Genomic DNA, 20,476 nt, shown 5'->3' with positions numbered 1-20,476 from the left:
ACATGTAGTGATGTAAAAAGGAGCTCAGATATGTACCATTTACGAACCCCAAAAACAGAGGCCGAATTTGAGGCTTATTATGCTTTTCGTTGGGAAATGCTTCGTAAACCTCTACATCAACCTGAAGGCTCTGAAAAAGACGGGTATGATACCTTTGCTCATCACCAAATGGTTGTTGATGAAACAGGGCAACCCGTTGCAATTGGGCGACTTTATATTAATGCGGATAACGAAGGGGCTATCCGCTTTATGGCGGTACGTACTGATGCGCAAGGTAAAGGCTTAGGTACTCTTGTTGCCATGGCGCTAGAGTCATTGGCTCGCCAAGAAGGTATAAAACGGATCGTGTGCAGTGCAAGAGAAGAGTCTGTAAGCTTCTTTGAAAAATTGGGTTATGAAAATTGTGGCCTAGTTACAGGTCCGCAAACAACACCCATAAAGCATTTCTTTATGAAAAAAAGTATTGAGTCCTTAGATGATATTCTTCATCGGCCTGATTGGTGTGCTGAATTACAAAAACAGTGGCATCAACATATCCCATTAAGTGAAAAAATGGGATTACGCATCACTCAATATACGGGAACTCGTTTTTATACCACTATCCCAGAAGCGGGAAATCAAAATCCCCATCACACCATTTTTGCTGGTAGCCAATTTTCACTTGCCACCTTAACAGGTTGGGGATTGATTTGGTTATTAATGCAAGAGCATAAATTACAAGGTGATATTGTGCTGGTGGATGCCCATATTCGTTATCGTAAACCTGTTTCTGGGCGTCCTGCTGCCGTTGCTGATATGGAAAATTTAAGTGGTGATTTAGGACGATTAGCAAAGGGGAGTAAGGCACGTATTAAGTTAGATGTCGATATTTGCGGTGATGAAGGAGTTGGTGCTGTTTTTAGTGGTACTTATATTGTTTTACCTGCACAAAACAAGCAATGTTAGATGGTTAAAGTTAATTAATTGAATTTAATGATTTTTTATCTTTTTTGCGTTAAAGAATGTGGATAATTAATCTATACTTTAATGCTTATCTTATTAGGTGAGCCACAAAACTCTGTCCTTTAGGGCGAGGAGAATGGCAAAGTGTTTCTATCGCGATCCAATTGATGTATATTTCGCAGTTTACGGAGGGAAGCATGGACACCAATTTATCTACTCGTCTTAATAAATATATCAGTGAAAGCGGGATCTGCTCACGTCGTGAGGCTGACCGTTATATTGAGCAAGGACTTGTCCTTATTAATGGCAAACGCGCTGGTATCGGCGATCAAGTATTTGCTGGCGATGAAGTCAAAGTTAATGGTCGATTGATTGAAGCACAAGATAATTCTGAGCTGGTGCTGATTGCGCTGAATAAACCTGTGGGTATTGTCAGTACCACAGATGATGGCGAAAAAGATAATATTGTTGATTATGTTAACCACAGTACCCGTATTTTTCCAATTGGCCGTTTAGATAAAGATTCACAGGGATTGATTTTCCTGACTAACCACGGTGATTTAGTTAATAAAATCTTACGTGCAGGTAACGATCACGAAAAAGAGTACCTTGTGACAGTGAATAAACCGATCACCGATGAGTTTATTCATGGAATGAGTGCAGGCGTTCCTATCATGGGACAAAAAACCAAGAAATGTAAGGTGAAGAAAGAAGCACCAATGGTGTTTCGTATTACCTTAGTTCAAGGGCTAAATCGCCAAATTCGCCGTATGTGTGAATATTTTGGTTATGAGGTCACTAAGCTTGAGCGTATTCGTATTATGAATGTGAGCTTATCGGGATTGCCTGTTGGTGAATGGCGTGACCTGACCGATGATGAACTGATTACCTTATTTGAAGCGATTGAAAAATCAACGTCTGAAGCACCACCAAAAGCAAAACAAAGTAAACCTAAAAAACAAATCAGTAGTAATGCAAAAACCTTGGGTATTCATATTCCTCAAACAAAAACCAAAGAAACGGAAAATAACTCTCGTAAGCGCTTTGTTCAACCGGGTCGAAAAAAGAAAAAACGCTAATTTCATCTCTGTAGATGCGATAAAAACAAAAAAACACCTGAAAGGGTGTTTTTTGTTTGTTCTATTTAGGCATCAATAAAATTAGTCTAAATTCAACTCATCTAATTTATTTTGGCGACGTTCAAGCACAATCGCTGCAAGTTCGGCATCCATAACCCGTTCAATTAAGGCGTCATAGTCTTCTTTAGAGAGGCAATAGAACAACGGAGTTTTGTTGTCATCACACACAAGCAGTGTGCTGTTATCTTCAAGTGCAGTTAAAGGAGATTGTTGAAACGTGTTTAAAGATATTTTTTCAGGGGAAAAATCTTCGTCAGACATGAAAACTCCACAATAAAGAAAAGGGCAATAGCGCATTGTAACGCTTTTTATTAAGGGAGCAATCCGTGCTCCTGCGAAAGATCAATATTATAGATGATTAATTATTTCACCATTTTGTATTTCTGAATTGAGTATTTGTTGCTCACCTTTACTTCCAGTCAACGTACCATTGAGTGTTGATATCACTGGGCTCGCACGTAAATTACCTTTCAATTTTAGTGTGAATTGGCCTATTTCATCAGAGTAGGTTGTTTTTAAACCTAATGTATAAGGCGTTGATAAAGGCACATTGAGCCCATTAGCAATGAGTGAGAACTGACGTTGTTGGTTAGATTGCACTAAACCTGCTGAGCCTCGCACAATACCATCACCAATAAAGGCCGAATATTGCTCAACAATTGCATTATCTTGTTGAGTGACAAGGTGTAGATCAGGTCGACGTAATTCAATTCTATTTAATGTCCCACTATCTGCATTTAATATAGCTGAACCCTGCCATAATCCCCATTCACCTTCTTTTGCAATAATTAAATTTTGCAGTTTTCCTGTTAACCCTGTGAATTGGAAAGGAAACTCTGGTGTAATATCAATTAAAATTGATTGGTTTATGGATAACTGTTCGATAGTAATATTTTGAATATCACTGCTGTTATCAATAGGTTTAGCTAAAAAAGTGAGCCAATTTTCAGGGAGTGTGTATAAAAGGCCTGAAAGTGTCGCTTCATGAATAGAGATAGTTTTCGAGTCTTTATTCCAATCACCTGCAAGTTTAATTAAGCCTTTCTCATAGCGTAGGCTGAGGTTATCTAGATTGAGCTGATTGTTTTGCTGATTCAGTTTTGCGATAAGATCAGTGAAATGTTCATCTTGAAAAACAACGTCATTTGCGTTGAGTTCACCCATTGTGAATGTGAGGTTTTTATCCCAATCAAATTGAGAAAATTGACCATCAAAACCACTTACTGCCCACTGTTTTCCTTCAGCCGTAAAATCAATAATATTAAGCGCTCTTATGCTAATGTGTGGGTATTTAGAGATTGATTGTATTAAATCACTGAAGGTTTGAGAGGATTGCCAACGTAGGCCATTCATATAAACTTCATCAAATTTCCATTGATTATCTTGATATTGACCACTTAATGAGAGTGAGCCATTAAGTAAACGCGTTCCTAGTTTTTCTATTTGAATATTATTTGGTTGATATTGACCAGAAATAATGAAGTTACTGAATTCATTATTATTTATTGCGCCATTAGCAATGGAAAATTGAAAATGGCCAGCTCCAATAAAATCTTCCGATGTAGGTGCCCAAGGTGTAATTCCCCCCGTCACTTTGTTTGCTTCGAAAGAAAAATCCGTATTGGTACTGTTTAAAATCATATTTTTAAATTGCAGAATATCAGCGCTTAACGGTATTGATGGAGCCTTATTGGTAAATTCAATATTGCCATTTTCTAATGTAATCTTTTGCAGGTGAGAAGGAGCAGTAAAAAATTGCCAATTAAATCGAATTTGTGCTGATTTTGCGAAGACAGTTGTTTTGTCTTGTTTAGGGTTAACAGAGAGATCATGAACAATAACTTGTTCGGGCTGCATGAGGTCATGTTCAATACCTGAGAAGCGAATATCGTAATCAGTATATTGTGTTAGCCATTCACTTGTCTTTTGCGCTCCCCACTGAGTCTGAATAAAAGCGTAAATTATAATAATAAATAAAATAACGATAAGTATCAGAGATACCATACTTTTCATCAGCCAGCGCATTGCCCTTCTCCTGTTTTATACTCCATCAAAACATTATACAGTTATGCCTGAAAACTAAGCGATGCTCAAGTATTCATCGGGTAAATCTACGTTATTTCACCTGTTTATTAATGTAAGCGATATAAATAAGATAAAAATAAAACGCCATTTCTCAGTGAGAAAAATGGCGTTTATGTTTTTCCGCTGTTCCGTTTTTAGGGTTTATTTTTCTGGAGGGAAAATTAGATTTAAAATAATTGCAGTTAATCCACCAGCAGCAATACCTGATGATAGCAATGTTTTTAGCCAATCAGGAGCAAACTGCAATATTTGAGGCTGTTGGGAAACCCCTAATCCTACGGCTAGTGAAATCGCCAGGATCATAATTGCTCGGCGATTTAGCGCTTCTTTAGAAACAATACGTACACCTGATGCCGCTATGGTGCCGAACATAACAAGCGTAGCACCACCTAATACAGGCTCAGGAATTTGTTGTACAAATTCTGCAACGAAAGGAAATAAACCCAAAACAACCAACATGGCCGCCACAACATAACCCACATAACGACTGGCAACACCCGTTAATTGAATAACACCGTTATTTTGACCAAAACAGGAGTTTGGAAAGGTATTGAAAAATGCTGATACCATGGAGTTAATTCCATTAGCTAAGACCCCCCCTTTAATACGTTTCATATAAACAGGGCCACTAACCGGTTGTTCAGAGACATCGGACGTGGCTGTGATATCGCCAATGGTTTCCAGTGAGGTGATCATAAACACGAGCATTAAGGGAATAAGCAGATGCCAATCAAATGATAGCCCATAATAAAACGGTTCAGGGATCATCATCATTGGCGTTTCTTGATGTTCTACTGGTGTTGGCAACATATCCAGAGCCCAAGCAAGAATATAACCCACAGCCATAGCTATGACTAAAGAGGCAACACGCAAATAAGGATTTTTTTGTCGATTCAGTAAAATAATAACAATGAGGACCGAGCCTGCTAATAATAAGTTCTGTGGCGAACCAAAAGTATTATTTTCAATAGCAGCATAGCCGCCACCAATAGAGGTTAATCCCACTTGAATTAATGAGAGACCAATAATCATCACGACCACACCAGATACTAAAGGCGTTATGATACGTCTTGCCAAATGAAGTACGCGTGAAAGAACGATTTCTGTTAATGAGGCGACCATTAATGTTCCAAAAAGGGCTGCCATCATTGTTGGGATATCAGCCCCCCCATTTTTCAGTGCTAATCCTCCCATAATTAAAGGAGCAACAAAGTTAAAGCTAGTTCCTTGAATCGATAATAATCCTGAACCAATTGGTCCCCATGCACGAATTTGTATTAAAGAGGCAATTCCTGATGCAAATAAAGACATGCTGATAATGCGTTGGGTATCGTGTGCAGGTAATCCTAAGGCTTGGCAAATGAGGATCGCAGGTGTGATAACTGCGACAAACATGGCTAAAAGATGTTGGCAAGCGGCAAAAAGCGTTTGAGCTAATGGCGGTTTTTCTTCTAAAGCAAAAAGAAGCTCGCTATTTTTTTTAACTGAAACATCACTATCTTTAGGCAATTTTTGATTTTCTGAAGTAACCATGGTGTGAATTTCTTATTCGACAAAAACGGTATTTTAATGATCTACGCCACAAAAGCAATCGTTTGCGTGAAAATGATGTTATCAAAATGCATAAGAGGCGCTCACATTTTTATATGTTTTAACTTGTGTTTGTCGCCATTTTTTTTTCTAATCGGGGATACCTGCTTTTGGCGTTGTTTATGGATGAACTTAGCGTCGTAGTATTTTTATATAAAATTAACAAATAAGACGGGGTACATAAATGTATCATCTTGATGTTTATGGCACGCTGGTTGCGGCCACTTTGGTTCTCTTGATCGGACGTAAGTTAGTGAAATCTGTTCCTTTTTTAGAACGGTATACGATCCCAGAACCTGTTGCAGGTGGGCTACTTGTTGCAGTTCTTTTATTAGTATTTAAATCTTTTATGGATTGGGAAGTGAGTTTTGATCTCTCACTTAAAGATCCATTAATGCTAGCCTTCTTTGCAACAATCGGTTTAAACGCGAACCTCGCGAGCTTAAAAGCGGGAGGAAAAGCACTTTTTATTTTCATCTTTGTTGTTGTTGGGTTGTTGCTAGTGCAAAACACAGTCGGTATTGCATTGGCGAAAATGTTAGGCCTTGATCCTTTGATGGGATTACTTGCAGGCTCGATTACATTATCGGGTGGTCATGGTACAGGGGCTGCTTGGGGTAAAACGTTCGTTGAAAGTTATGGCTTCATGAGTGCGTCTGAAGTCGCAATGGCGTGTGCAACCTTTGGTTTGGTTTTAGGTGGATTGATTGGTGGCCCAGTTGCACGTTACTTAATCAAGAATATTCCAACACCAGGACTTGGCGCTGATGATCATGAAATGCCAACGGCGTTTGAGAAACCCACTACAGGTAGAATGATTACTTCAATGGTATTGTTAGAAACTATTGCGATGATCTCTATCTGTTTAATGGCGGGTACATTCCTTTCTCAATTATTAGAAGGCACGGCATTCTCACTACCAACCTTTGTGTGCGTTCTATTTATTGGTGTTATTTTAAGTAATAGCCTTTCAATGCTTGGGTTCTACCGTGTTTTTGATAGAGCTGTGTCAGTTTTAGGTAACGTGAGTTTATCGTTATTTTTAGCGATGGCATTAATGAGTCTAAAATTATGGGAACTGGCTTCACTGGCGATCCCAATGCTGGTTATTCTTGGTGTTCAGGCGGGTGTTATGGCGTTGTACGCTATTTTTGTGACATTCCGTGTGATGGGTAAAAACTACGATGCGGCGATTTTAGCGGCAGGTCACTGTGGTTTTGGTTTAGGGGCAACACCAACAGCGATTGCTAATATGCAAGCCGTTACAGATCGTTTTGGACCGTCTCATCTTGCGTTCTTAGTCGTACCAATGGTAGGGGCATTCTTTATTGATATTGTGAATGCGATAGTGATCAAACTGTATCTACTGCTACCATTCTTTACACCGATAGCGGGATAGTTTTACCGTTATAACTTGAGAAATATCTCTGTATTAAATTGCACCCCAATGTTGTTTTTCAGCATTGGGGTGTTTTTTTATGGTGTTCTATTTCAATACTATGCTAAATCGCGTTTAACGGCATGCTAAGGCGATGCAAAGAGTGATCTTACGCTTGGCTATATTGAGTCTTAGCGGGTAGCCAGCGTTCGATTAAGGCTTGAGAATGCTTAGGGTAATGTTGATGTAAGTAACGAGCAATACGTTGTACTTCAGGGATCAGTCCTTGGTCGCGTAATAAATCAGCCACTTTAAATTGCGCATTACCTGTTTGCTTAGTACCTAAAAGCTCACCAGGGCCACGAATTTCGAGATCTTTTTGGGCAATCACAAAGCCATCATTGCTATCCCTTAATACCTGCAATCGCAACCGCGCGGTTTGAGTGAGTGGGGTTTTATATAACAAGACACAATGGGAGGCGATTGCGCCTCGACCTACACGTCCACGTAGTTGGTGTAACTGTGCAAGGCCTAGTCGTTCTGGGTTATCAATAATCATCAAACTGGCATTAGGCACATCAACGCCGACTTCGATAACGGTTGTTGCGACCAGAAGATGTAATTCATTTTCTTTAAAAGCCGCCATAACAGCTTGTTTTTCAGTAGGTTTCATTCGACCGTGTACAAGCCCGACTTTAATTTCAGGAAGTGCGAGTGTAAGTTCATCATAAATGACTTGGGCTGCTTGTGCTTCAAGTACGTCGGAATCTTCAATTAATGTACAGACCCAATAAGCTTGGCGGTTCTCTTCTGTACAGGCGAGCCTAATACGCTCAATAATATCATTACGACGAGTATCAGGGATGGCAACTGTGGTTACTGGTGTCCGTCCAGGAGGTAATTCGTCGATGATAGAGGTATCCATATCGGCGTAAGCAGTCATTGCGAGTGTTCGCGGAATTGGTGTTGCTGTCATCACCAATTGATGAGGATGAAAGCCTTGCTCTTCACCTTTTTTCCATAAGGCAAGGCGTTGATGCACACCAAAACGGTGTTGTTCATCAATAATCACTAAGGCTAGAGAGTGAAATTTAACTTGTTCTTGGAAAATCGCATGTGTTCCAATAATGATCGATACTTCACCATTCGCAATGGCGTTTTGCTGTGCCTCGCGAGCTTTCCCTTTCTGCTTTCCAGCCAACCAACCCACTTGAATACCAAAAGGCTCAAACCATTTTCTAAACGTCAATGCATGTTGTTCTGCTAATAATTCTGTTGGAGCCATTAACGCTACTTGCTTACCATTTGCAATAGCGCGTAATGCACTTAATGCTGCAACTAGTGTTTTACCTGAACCGACATCTCCTTGGATAAGTCGCATCATCGGGTAGTTTTTTTCTAAATCATTTTCAATTTCATTGACGACACGTTGCTGAGCATTTGTGGGGGTAAAAGGTAGCATTGCGAGAAACTGCTGACGTAATGTTGATGTATCTGGCATAAACAGCGGCTCTGCACGATAAGATTGCGCACCAGCTCTGGCATTCAGCATACCTAAATTATGAGCCAACAATTCTTCAAGGATAAGTCTTTTTTGTGCAGGGTGTTGCCCTTTTTCAAGCTCTGCAAAGGCAATATCAGGAGGCGGATTATGTAAAGTGCGCAATGCGGTGGCTAATGGGGGTAAACCATGAATAAATTGATCGGGCAATAATTCATTAATAGCACAGGTATCAAGCAATTCTAATGCTTGCTCTATTAATTTACGTAATGATGTTTGGCGTAAGCCTTCTGTAGTTGAATAGATGGGAGTGAGTGTTTCTTGCAGTTTAACTTCAGAGCCTGCAACTTTGATTTTATATTCAGGATGAATAATTTCAGGGCCCCGACTTCCTCGCTTAACTTCACCATAGGCAGTGACTTGTTTACCTTGAGCAAGGTTGTTTTTCATTGCTGCCGTAAAGTTAAAAAAGCGAAGCGTTAAAATACCTGAGCCATCAGAAATTTGGCAGGTCATCATTTTACGCCGACCAAAACTGACTTCGGTTCTTAATACTTCACCTGAAACAGTAGCAGGGATACCGGGAAGAAGATCGCTAATAGCATAGAGGTGCGTTTGATCTTCATAACGCAAAGGAAGGTGGAGTAACAAATCCTCAATAGTCACAAGCCCTATTTTTGCCAGCTTGTCTGCCTGACTTGCACCTACGCCGTGAAGAGTGGTTAAGGGGATTGCATCAAGCAGTTTTCCTTTCATGGGATTAATACTCCGTCTTTTTTAATTTCCTAAGTTGCTTTTGTGTCATTTGCATTTCTGCCCACCATGAATCAGGTGCTTCAATTTCACCATGATCATTAATGTATGGGCGAGGCAGGCCTTTTCGACGAGAAACTTCTGCCAATACTGGGTATCCACCTTCAAATAGCAGAATTTGTTGTTCTTCTTCTGTTAAGGTGCTCTCTGTTCGATTATACATACCCGCAGCCTGACGCTGGCGTTGTGCTTCATATAAAATTAAAGCACTGGCAACCGAAACATTCAGTGATTGTACCATCCCCATCATAGGAACAATGATATCTTGATCGGCAAGCGCTATCGCATCTTGTGAGATACCTGTTTTTTCCTGTCCCATAATAATACAAGTTGGGCGAGTGTAATCAATCTCGCGAAAATCGACGGCTTTATCTGAGAGATGTGTCGCAAGAACTTGCATACCTTGAGTACGAAAAACACCTACTGCATCAGTGATTGTGGGGTGTGTTTCTACATTGACCCAACTGTTACTTCCTGCTGCTGGTGATACGAGCATTCGCATTTTTTCTTCAGGCCAAATAGCATGAATTTTAGGAATACCCACGGCATCAGCTGTTCTTATAACAGCCGCCACATTATGGGATTTATGCACTTCTTCAAGGCAAACCGTCAGGTCAGGTTGCCGCATCGCCATCATTTGACAGATGCGGGCATATCGAATTGAATTCATGACTAGTTTTTATTACGGCTAACGCGCAGAACATCTGGCATGATACGAAGTTTACGCATGATATTGGCTAATTGAATTCTGTCTTTCGCAGTTAAGCGAATAAAAGCACAATACACACGACCATCTTTCTCTTCTGTATTCATACTTTGAATACTTGAGTTTGCATCGTTAATAGCTGCGGTTAAGTTTGCTAATGCACCTTGGTGGTTAATCATATCGACTTTAATTTCAGTAATGAAATCACTGTTGATCTCTTTATCCCACTCGACAGGCATGAATTTTTCAGGTTCTTTTTGGTAACCACGAATATTACGACAAGATTCATGGTGAATAACTAAGCCTTTACCTGGACTAATATGTGCCACGATAGGATCACCCGGAATAGGGCGACAACATTTAGCAAAGGAGATTAATACGCCATCGGCACCTTTAATTGGTAGTTTAGGTGTTTCATCATTAGTTGTATTTGTTTGTGCGTTATTATCTTGATTTTGAATATCAATTAATAAATTACGCGCTACAACAACACTCATGGTGTTACCCAAACCAATCTCAGCCATTAGGTCATCAATGGAATGGAGCTTCATTCGCTTCAATTCACGCTCAATATTCTCGGCTGAAATATCAGCGAGCTTATGCTCACCTAAAGCGTGGTTCAATAAACGGCGGCCTAAATTAATAGAGTCTTCGCGTTTTAGATTTTTCAGAAGTTGGCGAATTTTAGAGCGAGCTCTTGAGCTGACGACAAAGTTTAGCCAAGCTGCGTTTGGTCGAGCACCTGGAGCAGTAATAATTTCAACGGTTTGTCCTGTGCGTAGCGATTGTGAAAGAGGATAAGGTTGTCTATCAACTCTTGCGCCCACACACGCATGACCAATATCAGTATGTACAGCATAAGCAAAATCGACAGGAGTCGCACCCGTTGGTAATTCAACAATGCGACCTTCTGGCGTGAAAACGTAGATTTCATCAGGAAAGAGGTCTGATTTTACGTTTTCGATAAATTCGAATGAGCTACCCGCGCTTTGTTGCAATTCAAGTAGACTTTGCATCCAGCGTTGAGCTCTTACTTGTGCAGTTGTGCCCGGTTGTTCACCTTGCTCTTTATAAGCCCAATGTGCGGCAACCCCCATTTCAGCCATTTGATCCATATCTTCAGTACGAATTTGCACTTCAACTGGCACCCCATGAGGACCAATAAGTGAGGTATGAAGAGACTGATAGCCATTGGCTTTAGGGATGGCAATATAGTCTTTAACTCGACCGGGACGCGGTTTATAAAGACTGTGCATTTGACCTAAAACGCGATAACAGGTATCAACTTCTTTCACGATAACGCGAAAGGCGTAGATATCCATAATCGAGTGAAAACGTTGCTCTTTTAGCAACATTTTTCGATAAATAGAGTAAAGATGTTTTTCGCGACCGTTAACTTTGCATTCGATATGCGCTTCTGTCAGGCGACCTTCAATTTCAGAGAGGATTTTATTAATCATCTCTTTGCGGTTACCTCGAGCAGCCTTAACGACTTCTTTTATAACACGGTAACGATTAGGGTGTAGTGCCTCGAAACCCAGCTCTTCAAGCTCTGTTTTGATATGATGTATACCTAAACGGTGGGCCAAAGGGCTATAGATTTCGAGTGTTTCGCGAGCAATACGGCGACGTTTATCTGGGCGCAATGAACCCAGTGTGCGCATATTGTGAGTTCGGTCTGCCAGTTTGATTAAAATGACGCGGATATCTTTCACCATCGCCATAATCATTTTACGGAAGTTTTCAGCCTGAGCCTCTTTTTTGTCCCTAAACTTTAATTTGTCCAGTTTAGAAACACCTTCAACAAGATCGGCCACCGTACTACCAAAGAGGTTTTCGATATCTTGGAAGGTTGCAGGCGTATCTTCGATAACATCATGCAACAACGCCGCCATAAGCGTTTGGTGGTCTAATCGCATATCTGCGAGAATACACGCAACCGCAACAGGGTGAGTAATATAAGGCTCACCACTTGAACGAGTTTGTCCCTCGTGGGCATTTCGGGCGACGATAAAGGCTTTTTTAAGTTGTTCAACTTGCTCCAATGGCAAGTATTTTTGAACGATTTGATTCAGGCTTTCAAACAGGTACAAGGCAGACCTACCCCTATTTTATAAAACGATTAACGACGACCTTCCGCAATCGCTGAAACAGCTTGTAATTCTGCTGCTTCTTGCTCTTGCTGCTCTTGACGTTCACGAGCATCAAGAATTTTACCATTAATCAGGCCTTCTTCGATTTCACGTAGCGCGACAACAGTCATTTTATCATTTTCTTCTGGAACTAAAGGATCTTTAGCGCCAACTTGTAACTGACGCGCACGACGTGCTGCGACCAGAACGAGGTCAAAACGGTTACCAATTTTCTCTACAGCGTCTTGAACGGTTACGCGTGCCATATTTGTGTTACTCCACCATTAACGAAATGACTGGGCATAATACTGAAAGTTAACTCAGTCTGCCAATAATTTGCTGATTAAATCACCATGTCGTAGCGTTTGACGATCAAGGCGTAATTTTTCTGAACGAATAATTGATTGTAAATCAGCAAGCGCAGTATTGAAATCATCATTAATCAGCAAATAATCATACTCATTAAAATGTTCCATTTCCGATACAGCTTGCGACATACGTTTTGTAATCACTTCTTCGCTATCTTGCCCACGTCCACGAAGTCGGCGGTAAAGCTCTTCTTTTGACGGCGGCAGAATAAAAATACTGCGAGCTTCAGGCATCGCTTTACGCACTTGTTGTGCGCCTTGCCAATCAATATCTAAAAAAACATCCACACCACTGGCTAAGATTTCTTTAATAACTTTGCCGGATGTGCCGTAGTAATTACCAAAAACACAAGCATGTTCGAGGAAATCCCCGCTGTCTATCATGCTTTTAAATTCTTCTTTAGTAACAAAGAAGTAATGTTCACCATGGTTCTCTCCCAGTCGCATTGGGCGGGTTGTATGAGAGACAGAAACCTGTGTGTCATATAAAGGCTGTGTTTTTAACAGCGCTTGAATAAGACTTGATTTACCCGCACCGCTTGGAGCGGAAACAATATAAAGAGTTCCTTGGATCATGATGACTTTCTGAATTTGACTGGAGAATTAAGTATAAATACATGTTTAGGGAGCAAATCCCCCATATAGTATACACATACAATGAATGACATACAGTGCCCATGTTTAATACAGGGCTATTTTTTTCTTATTGGGTTCTCTTTTTTAATTGGGAAAATAAGAGAAAAATTAAACTATGCCAATATTAACATACAATTAAAGGTTCAGTGATAGGAATTACCTTTTATCACAATAGTGAAAAGAGATTATATTTTGAGATACCCCACAGAATCAAAAATAACCGCTGTTGTTAAAACAGCGATTCGTTAATCTTGATTCTCGTAATTAAAGACTGGTAGGCCCAATTTATAACGAATAGCGAGAAGTCGAGCCGTTAACCCAGCAACAAGGGTAATGATGATAATAACGTCTCTTGGTAATGGTGTATAAAACAGTAATCCCATATAAAGCCACGCAGCACCAAAAGCGATACCGGCATAAATTTCTTTTTGGAAAACCAAAGGAATGGTATTACAGAGCATATCCCTTAATACACCACCAAAAGCCCCTGTAATCACCGCGGCAATAGCAGCAATAATTGGGCCATATTCCATATCGAGTGCGATTTGTGCGCCGATAATAGAGAAAACCATTAGGCCGATGGCGTCTAGGATAAGAAAGAGTCGCTGTAGATGTTTCATCATGGGAGCAACCCACATGGTGATAACAGCAGCACATGCAACAGTGACGATATATTCAGGATGTTTTACCCAACCCAGTGGGTAATGGCCGAGTAGAATGTCTCTGACAGAGCCACCACCAATGGCAGTTGCAGAGGCGATAATAATGACGCCAAAAACATCCATTTTACGACGGCCAGCAGCAAGCGCACCCGTCATGGCTTCTGCAGTAATACCAATAATATAGAGAACACTAAGTAACATGATTTTCTAATTTTCTGACTATTTAGTGAGGATAGAGTAATTACCTTGCGAAAAAGTCTCGACTGAATTTTTTTAGTGCCAGGTAAAATTAATTAGTTTTTATAATGTGGAAATTTATTTCCCGATAAGGATAAATATGTCTTTTCAGGAACACCAGATTACGTTTGATAGCCGTCATCATCAGTTAACCAATATAAATGTTTGGACACCAGATAGCCAGTGGTTAGTCTATGATGTACGTCCCAATGGGGGATCTTTTACGGGTCTAACCATAGAAAAAATTCATGCGAAAACAAAACAGCAACAGATAATTTACACTGCTACACAAGGGGCACATGTTGGTGTGGCTACAGTATGCCCAACTGAGCCTGTGCGTTATGCTTTTATTCATGGGCCTGAAAACCCAGATGATGAATGGCATTATGATTTTCATCATCGTCGAGGAGTGATTGTTGATGAGTCAGAAAATAATCGAGCATTTAATATCGACGCTTGCTCGTTGACATCACCTTATCAAGCCGGTGCTTTACGTGGCGGAACGCATGTTCATGTCTTTAGTCCTGACGGCACGCGTTTAAGCTTTACATATAACGATCATATTATGCATGAACTGGGTGGCGAATATGATCAACGTAATGTGGCGGTTGCTGTGCCACTAAAGGCGGTAAATGTCGCTAAAAAACATCATCGTGAATATGATGGTGAATATTTTTGCACTGTAATAAGCCAAACTGTTGCTCATCCACAAAAGGGAAGTGACGAAATTAATAAAGCTTATGAAGAGTGTTGGGTTGGTACTCAGGGTTATACAAAGGTTGATGGTTCACAACAACGTTGGGCTATTGCATTTATCGGCGATACTGTGAGTGAAAATGGCGATAAAGTTTCTGATATTTTCTTAGTGGATTTACCTGATGATAATCAGGCTTTCAGTATTGAAGGTGATAAACCACTGGCAGGAACTGATACAACAATGCCAGCGGTGGCTAAAGGTATTCATCAAGTTCGCCTAACAAATACATCTAATAGAAAATATGCAGGTATTTTAAATCAGCCTCGTCACTGGTTAAGAAGTTCCCCAAAAGGTGATGCGATTGCTTTCTTGATGAAAGATGATAACGGCATTGTGCAGTTATATACGGTATCGCCAAGTACGAAAGAGATAAAACAAGTCACCTCGCAGGATTGGGATATTCAGTCAGCCTTTACATGGAATAGTAACGGACAATATCTCACTTTTATTTGTGATAACAGCGTGATGCTATGTAATGTGAAAACGGGTGAACTAACACGTTTAACAGAAAAAACAGCACAGGCACCAAGTAGTGATGCTGTCGTGTTCTCTCCGAATGACCAATATATTGCATTTATGCGTGATGTTGATGGTTATCGCCAGATATTTACAGTAGAGACTAGGCTGTAGTTTTTAATGTAAAAGGTATCAAGATAATATTGATACCTTTTTTCTAAATCTAATTAAAATTAATTATATCTGAATACATAAACTTTTAATTAATTTAACTAATTTTATTTTTTTATTTTTAGATTATAATTTTGGCTTTTAACTTTATAGATAGAAATATTAAATGGAAATAAACTTATGCTGGTGGAATATTGGCATATCACCACCAATAAAGAAAACTAAAAAAGAAAATAATGAAACAATTAAATTAGCTAAAGACTATATAATATAGGTACTTATTATTATAAGTCTGCACCCTCTAATCGATGGCATGTTTTTGATCAAATAATATTTTCTTCCTCATTTTTATACGGGGCAGATGATTGTTTTAAATTAGATGTTGATAAGCTTGATTTTCATAAAGTTTTAAAGATGATAACGAGTGTTTGGATAAAGTTTTTTTTGAAAAATTTGATCACTATCCAATATTTTGTGGGATTTTACATGAACGATGAAAATGAAATTTTTAATAGAATAAAAGCCTCTTTGGATAGAGCTTCTTCAGTTCTAGATATAAAGAATAAAATAGAAGAAGAAATATATAAAATAGTAAAAAAGCTAGAAGATTTTACTCATAATAAAATCGAAATTTTAATAAAAACAAACCGCTTTGAAGATATGGATTTTCAAAGTGGTAATAGTTTGGTTTGTATAAGTAAAACAAAATTAAATTTTAATTACGGATTCATATTATTTGGCTATAACATTGATGATGTAAGTGGGTTCCCTGTTGAAATAGAAACCGAACAAGAAGTATTCAATGCAAGTGATTTCAAAGAATTGTCTAATATTATTGCAAATATTATAGATAAAGCATCTATTAAAATAATGGAATTGGCATATAAAAATATAGAAGAATTGCCTTTTTAATTCATATTGAATTAGCGATAAAAACAATATATATCCCCAGTTTAGCTAGGGGGATATATACAAAAAAACCAGCATTGCTTTCACAATGCCGGTTTATGTTTTCTAAGGTTTACAACTTATTGTAAAACAGAAATATCCGCGACTTTTAAGAACAGTTCACGTAATTGGCTTAACATAGTTAAACGGTTGATACGAACTGCTTCGTCTTCATCCATTACCATGACTTTATCAAAGAAGTTATTGACCACATCACGTAATGAAGCCAGTTCAACTAAGGCTTCTTGGTATTTGCGCTCTGCAAATAAAGGCGCCAACTTATCTTGTAATACAGAAAGATTCGCTGCTAATTGAACTTCTTCTGGTGCTTTTAAGACGGAAGCTAAAACAGTGTCATTCAGTTTTACGTTAGCAGATTTTGCTAAGATATTAGAAACACGTTTATTAGCTTCTGCTAACGCAGAGGCTTCGTCTAATGTACGGAAATAAGTTACCGCTTTAACGCGAGCATTGAAGTCAGCAGGTTGTGTTGGGCGGCGTGCTAATACTGCTTGAATAGTATCAATGCTGTAACCCAATTCTTGATACCAAGAACGGAAACGACCCAACATAAATTCAACGACATCACTGACGACATTTTTATTCGTCAGTTTATCACCGTAAAGGCGAACGGCTTCTTGCGTTAATTCTTCAATATCTAACGGTAAATCTTGCTCAACGATAATACGTAAAACACCCAATGATGCACGACGTAAAGCAAATGGATCTTTATCCCCTTTCGGATGTTGACCAATACCGAAAATACCTGCAAGGGTATCCATTTTCTCTGCAATAGCGAGGGCGCTAGCAACAGGATTAGACGGTAATTCATCACCCGCGAAACGAGGCTGATATTGTTCTTTCAATGCAACCGCAACTTCTTCGGCTTCACCATCATGACGTGCATAATGCATACCCATAACACCTTGGGTATCTGTGAATTCGAATACCATATTGGTCATTAAGTCACATTTTGACAGTAAACCTGCACGGGTTGCTTTATTAACATCAGCCCCCATTTTGCCTGCGATAAAGCCAGCTAATGCTTGAATACGGTCTGTTTTATCACGCAGTGTGCCTAAATCTTTCTGGAATAATACGGTTTCAAGGCGTGGTAAGTTATCTTCTAAACGTTGTTTACGGTCAGTTTTGAAGAAGAACTCAGCATCAGCTAAACGAGGACGCACTACTTTTTCGTTACCGCTAATGATCTGTTGTGGATCAGAAGATTCAATATTAGTGACAAAAATAAAGTTAGGTAATAATTTGCCTTGCTTGTCATAAACAGGGAAGTATTTTTGGTCACCTTTCATGGTATAAACCAGTGCTTCAGCAGGAACTTCAAGGAATTTTTCCTCAAATTTTGCTGTTAGCACAACCGGCCATTCAACCAATGAAGTGACTTCTTCCACTAAGCTATCGCTTAAATCTGCGATACCGCCAAGTTTTTCAGCCGCAAGGCGAGCATCATGAAGAATAATTGATTTACGCGTTTCGTAATCAGCGATAACTTTTCCGCGTTCATAAAGAATTTCAGGATACTGATCTGCATTATCAATAGTGAACTCAGCTTCACCCATAAAGCGGTGACCACGAATAACGCGATCGCTTTGGATACCTAAAATTTCACCATCAATAACAGTATCACCTAATAATAAAGTGACAGTATGAACAGGGCGTACAAAGTGAGTTTCTTTATCGCCCCAGCGCATTAATTTTGGAATTGGTAATTTTGATAATGCAGTGCTTACCATGCCAATCAGTAATTGGTTAACAGCTTCACCTTTTACTTCTGCACGATAAAATAACCATTCACCTTTATCTGTTGATAAGCGTTCTGCTTGGTCAACCGTAATGCCATTACCTCTTGCCCAACCTTCAGCCGCTTTTGTTGGTTTACCATCAGCATCAAATGCTTGAGCAATCGCAGGACCACGTTTTTCAATGGTTCTATCTGCTTGTGATTTTGCCATATTGGCCACTTTAATGGCTAAACGGCGAGGAGCTGCAAACCAAGATACATCACCATGAGTGATATTGGCGTTATCCAGCTCAGCAGTAAAATTAGCAGCAAAAGATTCGGCTAAAGAACGAAGCGCTTTCGGCGGTAATTCTTCCGTGCCGATTTCCACGAGGAAAGTCTCAGTTGTCATGATAGCCTCTTACTTTTTACACATAGGGAAACCAAGCGCTTCACGAGAAGCATAATATGCTTCAGCAACCGCTTTGGTTAAAGTACGGATACGTAAAATATAACGTTGACGTTCTGTCACTGAAATCGCTTTACGTGCATCCAATAGATTAAAGGTGTGTCCTGCTTTTAAGATACGTTCATAGGCAGGTAAAGGCAGAGGTTTTTCTAACTCTAACAACTCGCGGGCTTCTTTTTCATACTGTTCAAAGCAAGAGAACAAGAAGTCTACGTCGGCGTACTCAAAGTTATAGGTTGATTGCTCAACTTCGTTTTGATGATAAATATCGCCATAGGTGGTTTTACCTAATGGGCCATCACACCAAACTAAGTCATAAACGCTATCAACACCTTGAATATACATGGCAAGACGTTCTAAGCCGTAAGTGATTTCACCTGTAACAGGTTTGCACTCTAATCCACCGACTTGTTGGAAGTAAGTAAATTGCGTGACTTCCATGCCGTTGAGCCAAACTTCCCAGCCTAAGCCCCAAGCACCCAGTGTTGGGTTTTCCCAGTTATCTTCTACAAAACGAATATCATGAATAGTTGGGTCTAAACCTAACTCTCTTAAAGAGCCAAGATACAGTTCTTGAATGTTATCCGGTGATGGCTTAATGATAACTTGGAATTGGTAATAGTGCTGTAAACGGTTAGGGTTTTCACCGTAGCGTCCGTCAGTAGGGCGACGTGAAGGTTGTACATAAGCCGCAGCAATAGGCTCTGGCCCTAATGCTCGTAAACAGGTCATTGGATGCGATGTGCCGGCACCCACTTCCATATCTAATGGTTGGACAATGGTACAGCCCTGGCGAGCCCAGTAATCCTGTAGTGTCAGGATAAGACCTTGAAAGGTTTTGGTATCAAACTTTTGCATGTTATATCCGCATGGCGATACATAGAATAAAAAGAAAGGTTTCAGTATACCTTCTAGACGAAAGATATACAGCAAGGAATGCGGGCAATTTTCCTCCGATCAAAAAAATAATCCCTTAATTGAGTTTATGGCTATGCTCAAAGAATTAGATTGAATTTTTTTTCACCTATTTACATGTATATTCATACAGTATATAAAATGGTGCTATTACAAGTTATTGCTAACAAGGAATGAGAAAATGAATAAACAGCGTTGCGATTGGGTAACCAGTGATCCTGAATATTTGGCATATCACGACGATGAATGGGGAAAACCTGAACGAGATAAATACAAACTTTTTGAAATGATTTGCCTCGAAGGCCAACAAGCCGGGCTATCTTGGTATACCGTACTCAAAAAAAGAGAAGGTTTTCGTCGCTGTTTTTTTAATTTCTCACCTGAAAAAATTGCCAAAATGACAGATAAGGATGTTGAAGCTTTATTGCAAGATCCTGCAATTATTCGTCATCAAGGAAAAATTAACGCCATTATTAATAACGCGCGTGTTTTTATGGCAATGGAAGAGCAAGGTGAAGATTTTAGTCAGTTTATTTGGCAATTTGTTGATAATAAACCAATTGTTAATCAGTGGGATAATATATCACAAGTACCTGCGTCCACTGAAATCTCAGATAAAATGGCAAAAACGTTAAAGAAAAAAGGTTTTAAATTTGTTGGTACAACAACTTGCTACGCTTTTATGCAAGCCGTTGGTATGGTGAATGACCATATTCTCTCTTGTTTTTGTCGCCAAGAAGAGAGTGAAAACACCAATAAAAAGTAAAATGTGGGTTGAGTTATCTTTAACTTAATAGGTTATTGGTTTTATATTTCAATATTTAAATCTG

General features: G+C 39.5%; 17 protein-coding genes. 6 read left to right on the top strand and 11 right to left on the bottom strand.

Translation table 11 applies throughout. The features are described from left to right. The first annotated feature begins 30 nt into the window (after window positions 1–30). Complete coding sequence (gene fabY / locus LG402_RS19390) at window positions 31–945, top strand: fatty acid biosynthesis protein FabY (protein WP_109408962.1); 915 nt, start codon at window positions 31–33, stop codon at window positions 943–945. A 194-nt stretch (window positions 946–1,139) separates the two neighbouring features. Next, entirely contained in the window at window positions 1,140–2,021 is an 882-nt protein-coding gene (gene rluF / locus LG402_RS19385; RefSeq protein ID WP_166539120.1) for a 23S rRNA pseudouridine(2604) synthase RluF, read from the top strand. 81 nt (window positions 2,022–2,102) lie between these two features. On the opposite strand, the gene LG402_RS19380 is transcribed toward rluF, so the two are convergent. From LG402_RS19380 to LG402_RS19370, 3 genes are all read right to left on the bottom strand, one after another. Next, complete coding sequence (locus tag LG402_RS19380) at window positions 2,103–2,342, bottom strand: hypothetical protein (protein WP_072068827.1); 240 nt, start codon at window positions 2,340–2,342, stop codon at window positions 2,103–2,105. An 87-nt stretch (window positions 2,343–2,429) separates the two neighbouring features. Next, window positions 2,430–4,106 carry an AsmA family protein gene (locus LG402_RS19375; protein WP_166539119.1) on the bottom strand — a complete coding sequence of 559 codons (1,677 nt, stop codon included), beginning with the start codon at window positions 4,104–4,106 and terminating at the stop codon, window positions 2,430–2,432. A 201-nt stretch (window positions 4,107–4,307) separates the two neighbouring features. Continuing rightward, window positions 4,308–5,699 (bottom strand): uracil-xanthine permease family protein, encoded by a 1,392-nt coding sequence (locus LG402_RS19370; RefSeq protein ID WP_166539118.1) that lies wholly within the window; start codon window positions 5,697–5,699, stop codon window positions 4,308–4,310. A gap of 241 nt (window positions 5,700–5,940) precedes the next feature. Here LG402_RS19370 and gltS point away from each other — a divergent pair, with 241 nt between their 5' ends. Next, window positions 5,941–7,155 (top strand): sodium/glutamate symporter, encoded by a 1,215-nt coding sequence (gene gltS, locus LG402_RS19365; protein ID WP_166539117.1) that lies wholly within the window; start codon window positions 5,941–5,943, stop codon window positions 7,153–7,155. Window positions 7,156–7,303: 148 nt separating this feature from the next. Here the strand turns inward: gltS and recG are convergent, their stop codons facing one another. From recG to LG402_RS19335, 6 genes are all read right to left on the bottom strand, one after another. Then, window positions 7,304–9,391, bottom strand: coding sequence for an ATP-dependent DNA helicase RecG (gene recG / locus LG402_RS19360; RefSeq protein WP_227336151.1), 2,088 nt, complete (start codon window positions 9,389–9,391; stop codon window positions 7,304–7,306). 4 nt (window positions 9,392–9,395) lie between these two features. Beyond that, window positions 9,396–10,118: a tRNA (guanosine(18)-2'-O)-methyltransferase TrmH gene (gene trmH, locus LG402_RS19355; protein WP_109408958.1), complete on the bottom strand. Its 723-nt coding sequence runs from the start codon at window positions 10,116–10,118 to the stop codon at window positions 9,396–9,398. Between the two features lie 2 nt (window positions 10,119–10,120). After that, complete coding sequence (gene spoT / locus LG402_RS19350; protein WP_227336150.1) at window positions 10,121–12,247, bottom strand: bifunctional GTP diphosphokinase/guanosine-3',5'-bis pyrophosphate 3'-pyrophosphohydrolase; 2,127 nt, start codon at window positions 12,245–12,247, stop codon at window positions 10,121–10,123. A gap of 29 nt (window positions 12,248–12,276) precedes the next feature. After that, entirely contained in the window at window positions 12,277–12,552 is a 276-nt protein-coding gene (gene rpoZ, locus LG402_RS19345; protein ID WP_006534607.1) for a DNA-directed RNA polymerase subunit omega, read from the bottom strand. 54 nt (window positions 12,553–12,606) lie between these two features. Continuing rightward, the gene (gene gmk, locus LG402_RS19340) at window positions 12,607–13,230 is read right to left on the bottom strand and encodes a guanylate kinase (protein ID WP_166539114.1); all 624 of its coding nucleotides are present in this window, start codon (window positions 13,228–13,230) and stop codon (window positions 12,607–12,609) included. A 305-nt stretch (window positions 13,231–13,535) separates the two neighbouring features. Beyond that, complete coding sequence (locus LG402_RS19335) at window positions 13,536–14,153, bottom strand: trimeric intracellular cation channel family protein (protein ID WP_072068818.1); 618 nt, start codon at window positions 14,151–14,153, stop codon at window positions 13,536–13,538. Between the two features lie 136 nt (window positions 14,154–14,289). On the opposite strand from LG402_RS19335, the gene LG402_RS19330 reads away from it, so the two are divergent. Further along, on the top strand, window positions 14,290–15,576 hold the full coding sequence (locus LG402_RS19330) for a DUF3748 domain-containing protein (RefSeq protein ID WP_227336149.1): 1,287 nt from the start codon (window positions 14,290–14,292) through the stop codon (window positions 15,574–15,576). A 483-nt stretch (window positions 15,577–16,059) separates the two neighbouring features. Further along, entirely contained in the window at window positions 16,060–16,485 is a 426-nt protein-coding gene (locus LG402_RS19325; RefSeq protein ID WP_109408955.1) for a hypothetical protein, read from the top strand. Window positions 16,486–16,601: 116 nt separating this feature from the next. On the opposite strand, the gene glyS is transcribed toward LG402_RS19325, so the two are convergent. Continuing rightward, window positions 16,602–18,674 (bottom strand): glycine--tRNA ligase subunit beta, encoded by a 2,073-nt coding sequence (glyS, locus tag LG402_RS19320; RefSeq protein WP_166539112.1) that lies wholly within the window; start codon window positions 18,672–18,674, stop codon window positions 16,602–16,604. Window positions 18,675–18,683: 9 nt separating this feature from the next. Next, entirely contained in the window at window positions 18,684–19,589 is a 906-nt protein-coding gene (gene glyQ / locus LG402_RS19315) for a glycine--tRNA ligase subunit alpha (RefSeq protein WP_004246832.1), read from the bottom strand. Between the two features lie 238 nt (window positions 19,590–19,827). On the opposite strand from glyQ, the gene LG402_RS19310 reads away from it, so the two are divergent. After that, window positions 19,828–20,412, top strand: coding sequence for a DNA-3-methyladenine glycosylase I (locus LG402_RS19310; protein WP_227336148.1), 585 nt, complete (start codon window positions 19,828–19,830; stop codon window positions 20,410–20,412). Window positions 20,413–20,476 lie beyond the last annotated feature (64 nt).

The organism is Proteus sp. NMG38-2 (assembly GCF_020640995.1).
Taxonomy (GTDB): Bacteria; Pseudomonadota; Gammaproteobacteria; order Enterobacterales; family Enterobacteriaceae; genus Proteus.
The sequence above is the reverse complement of the archived record's forward strand: the minus strand, read 5'-3'. Positions and strand labels throughout refer to the sequence as shown.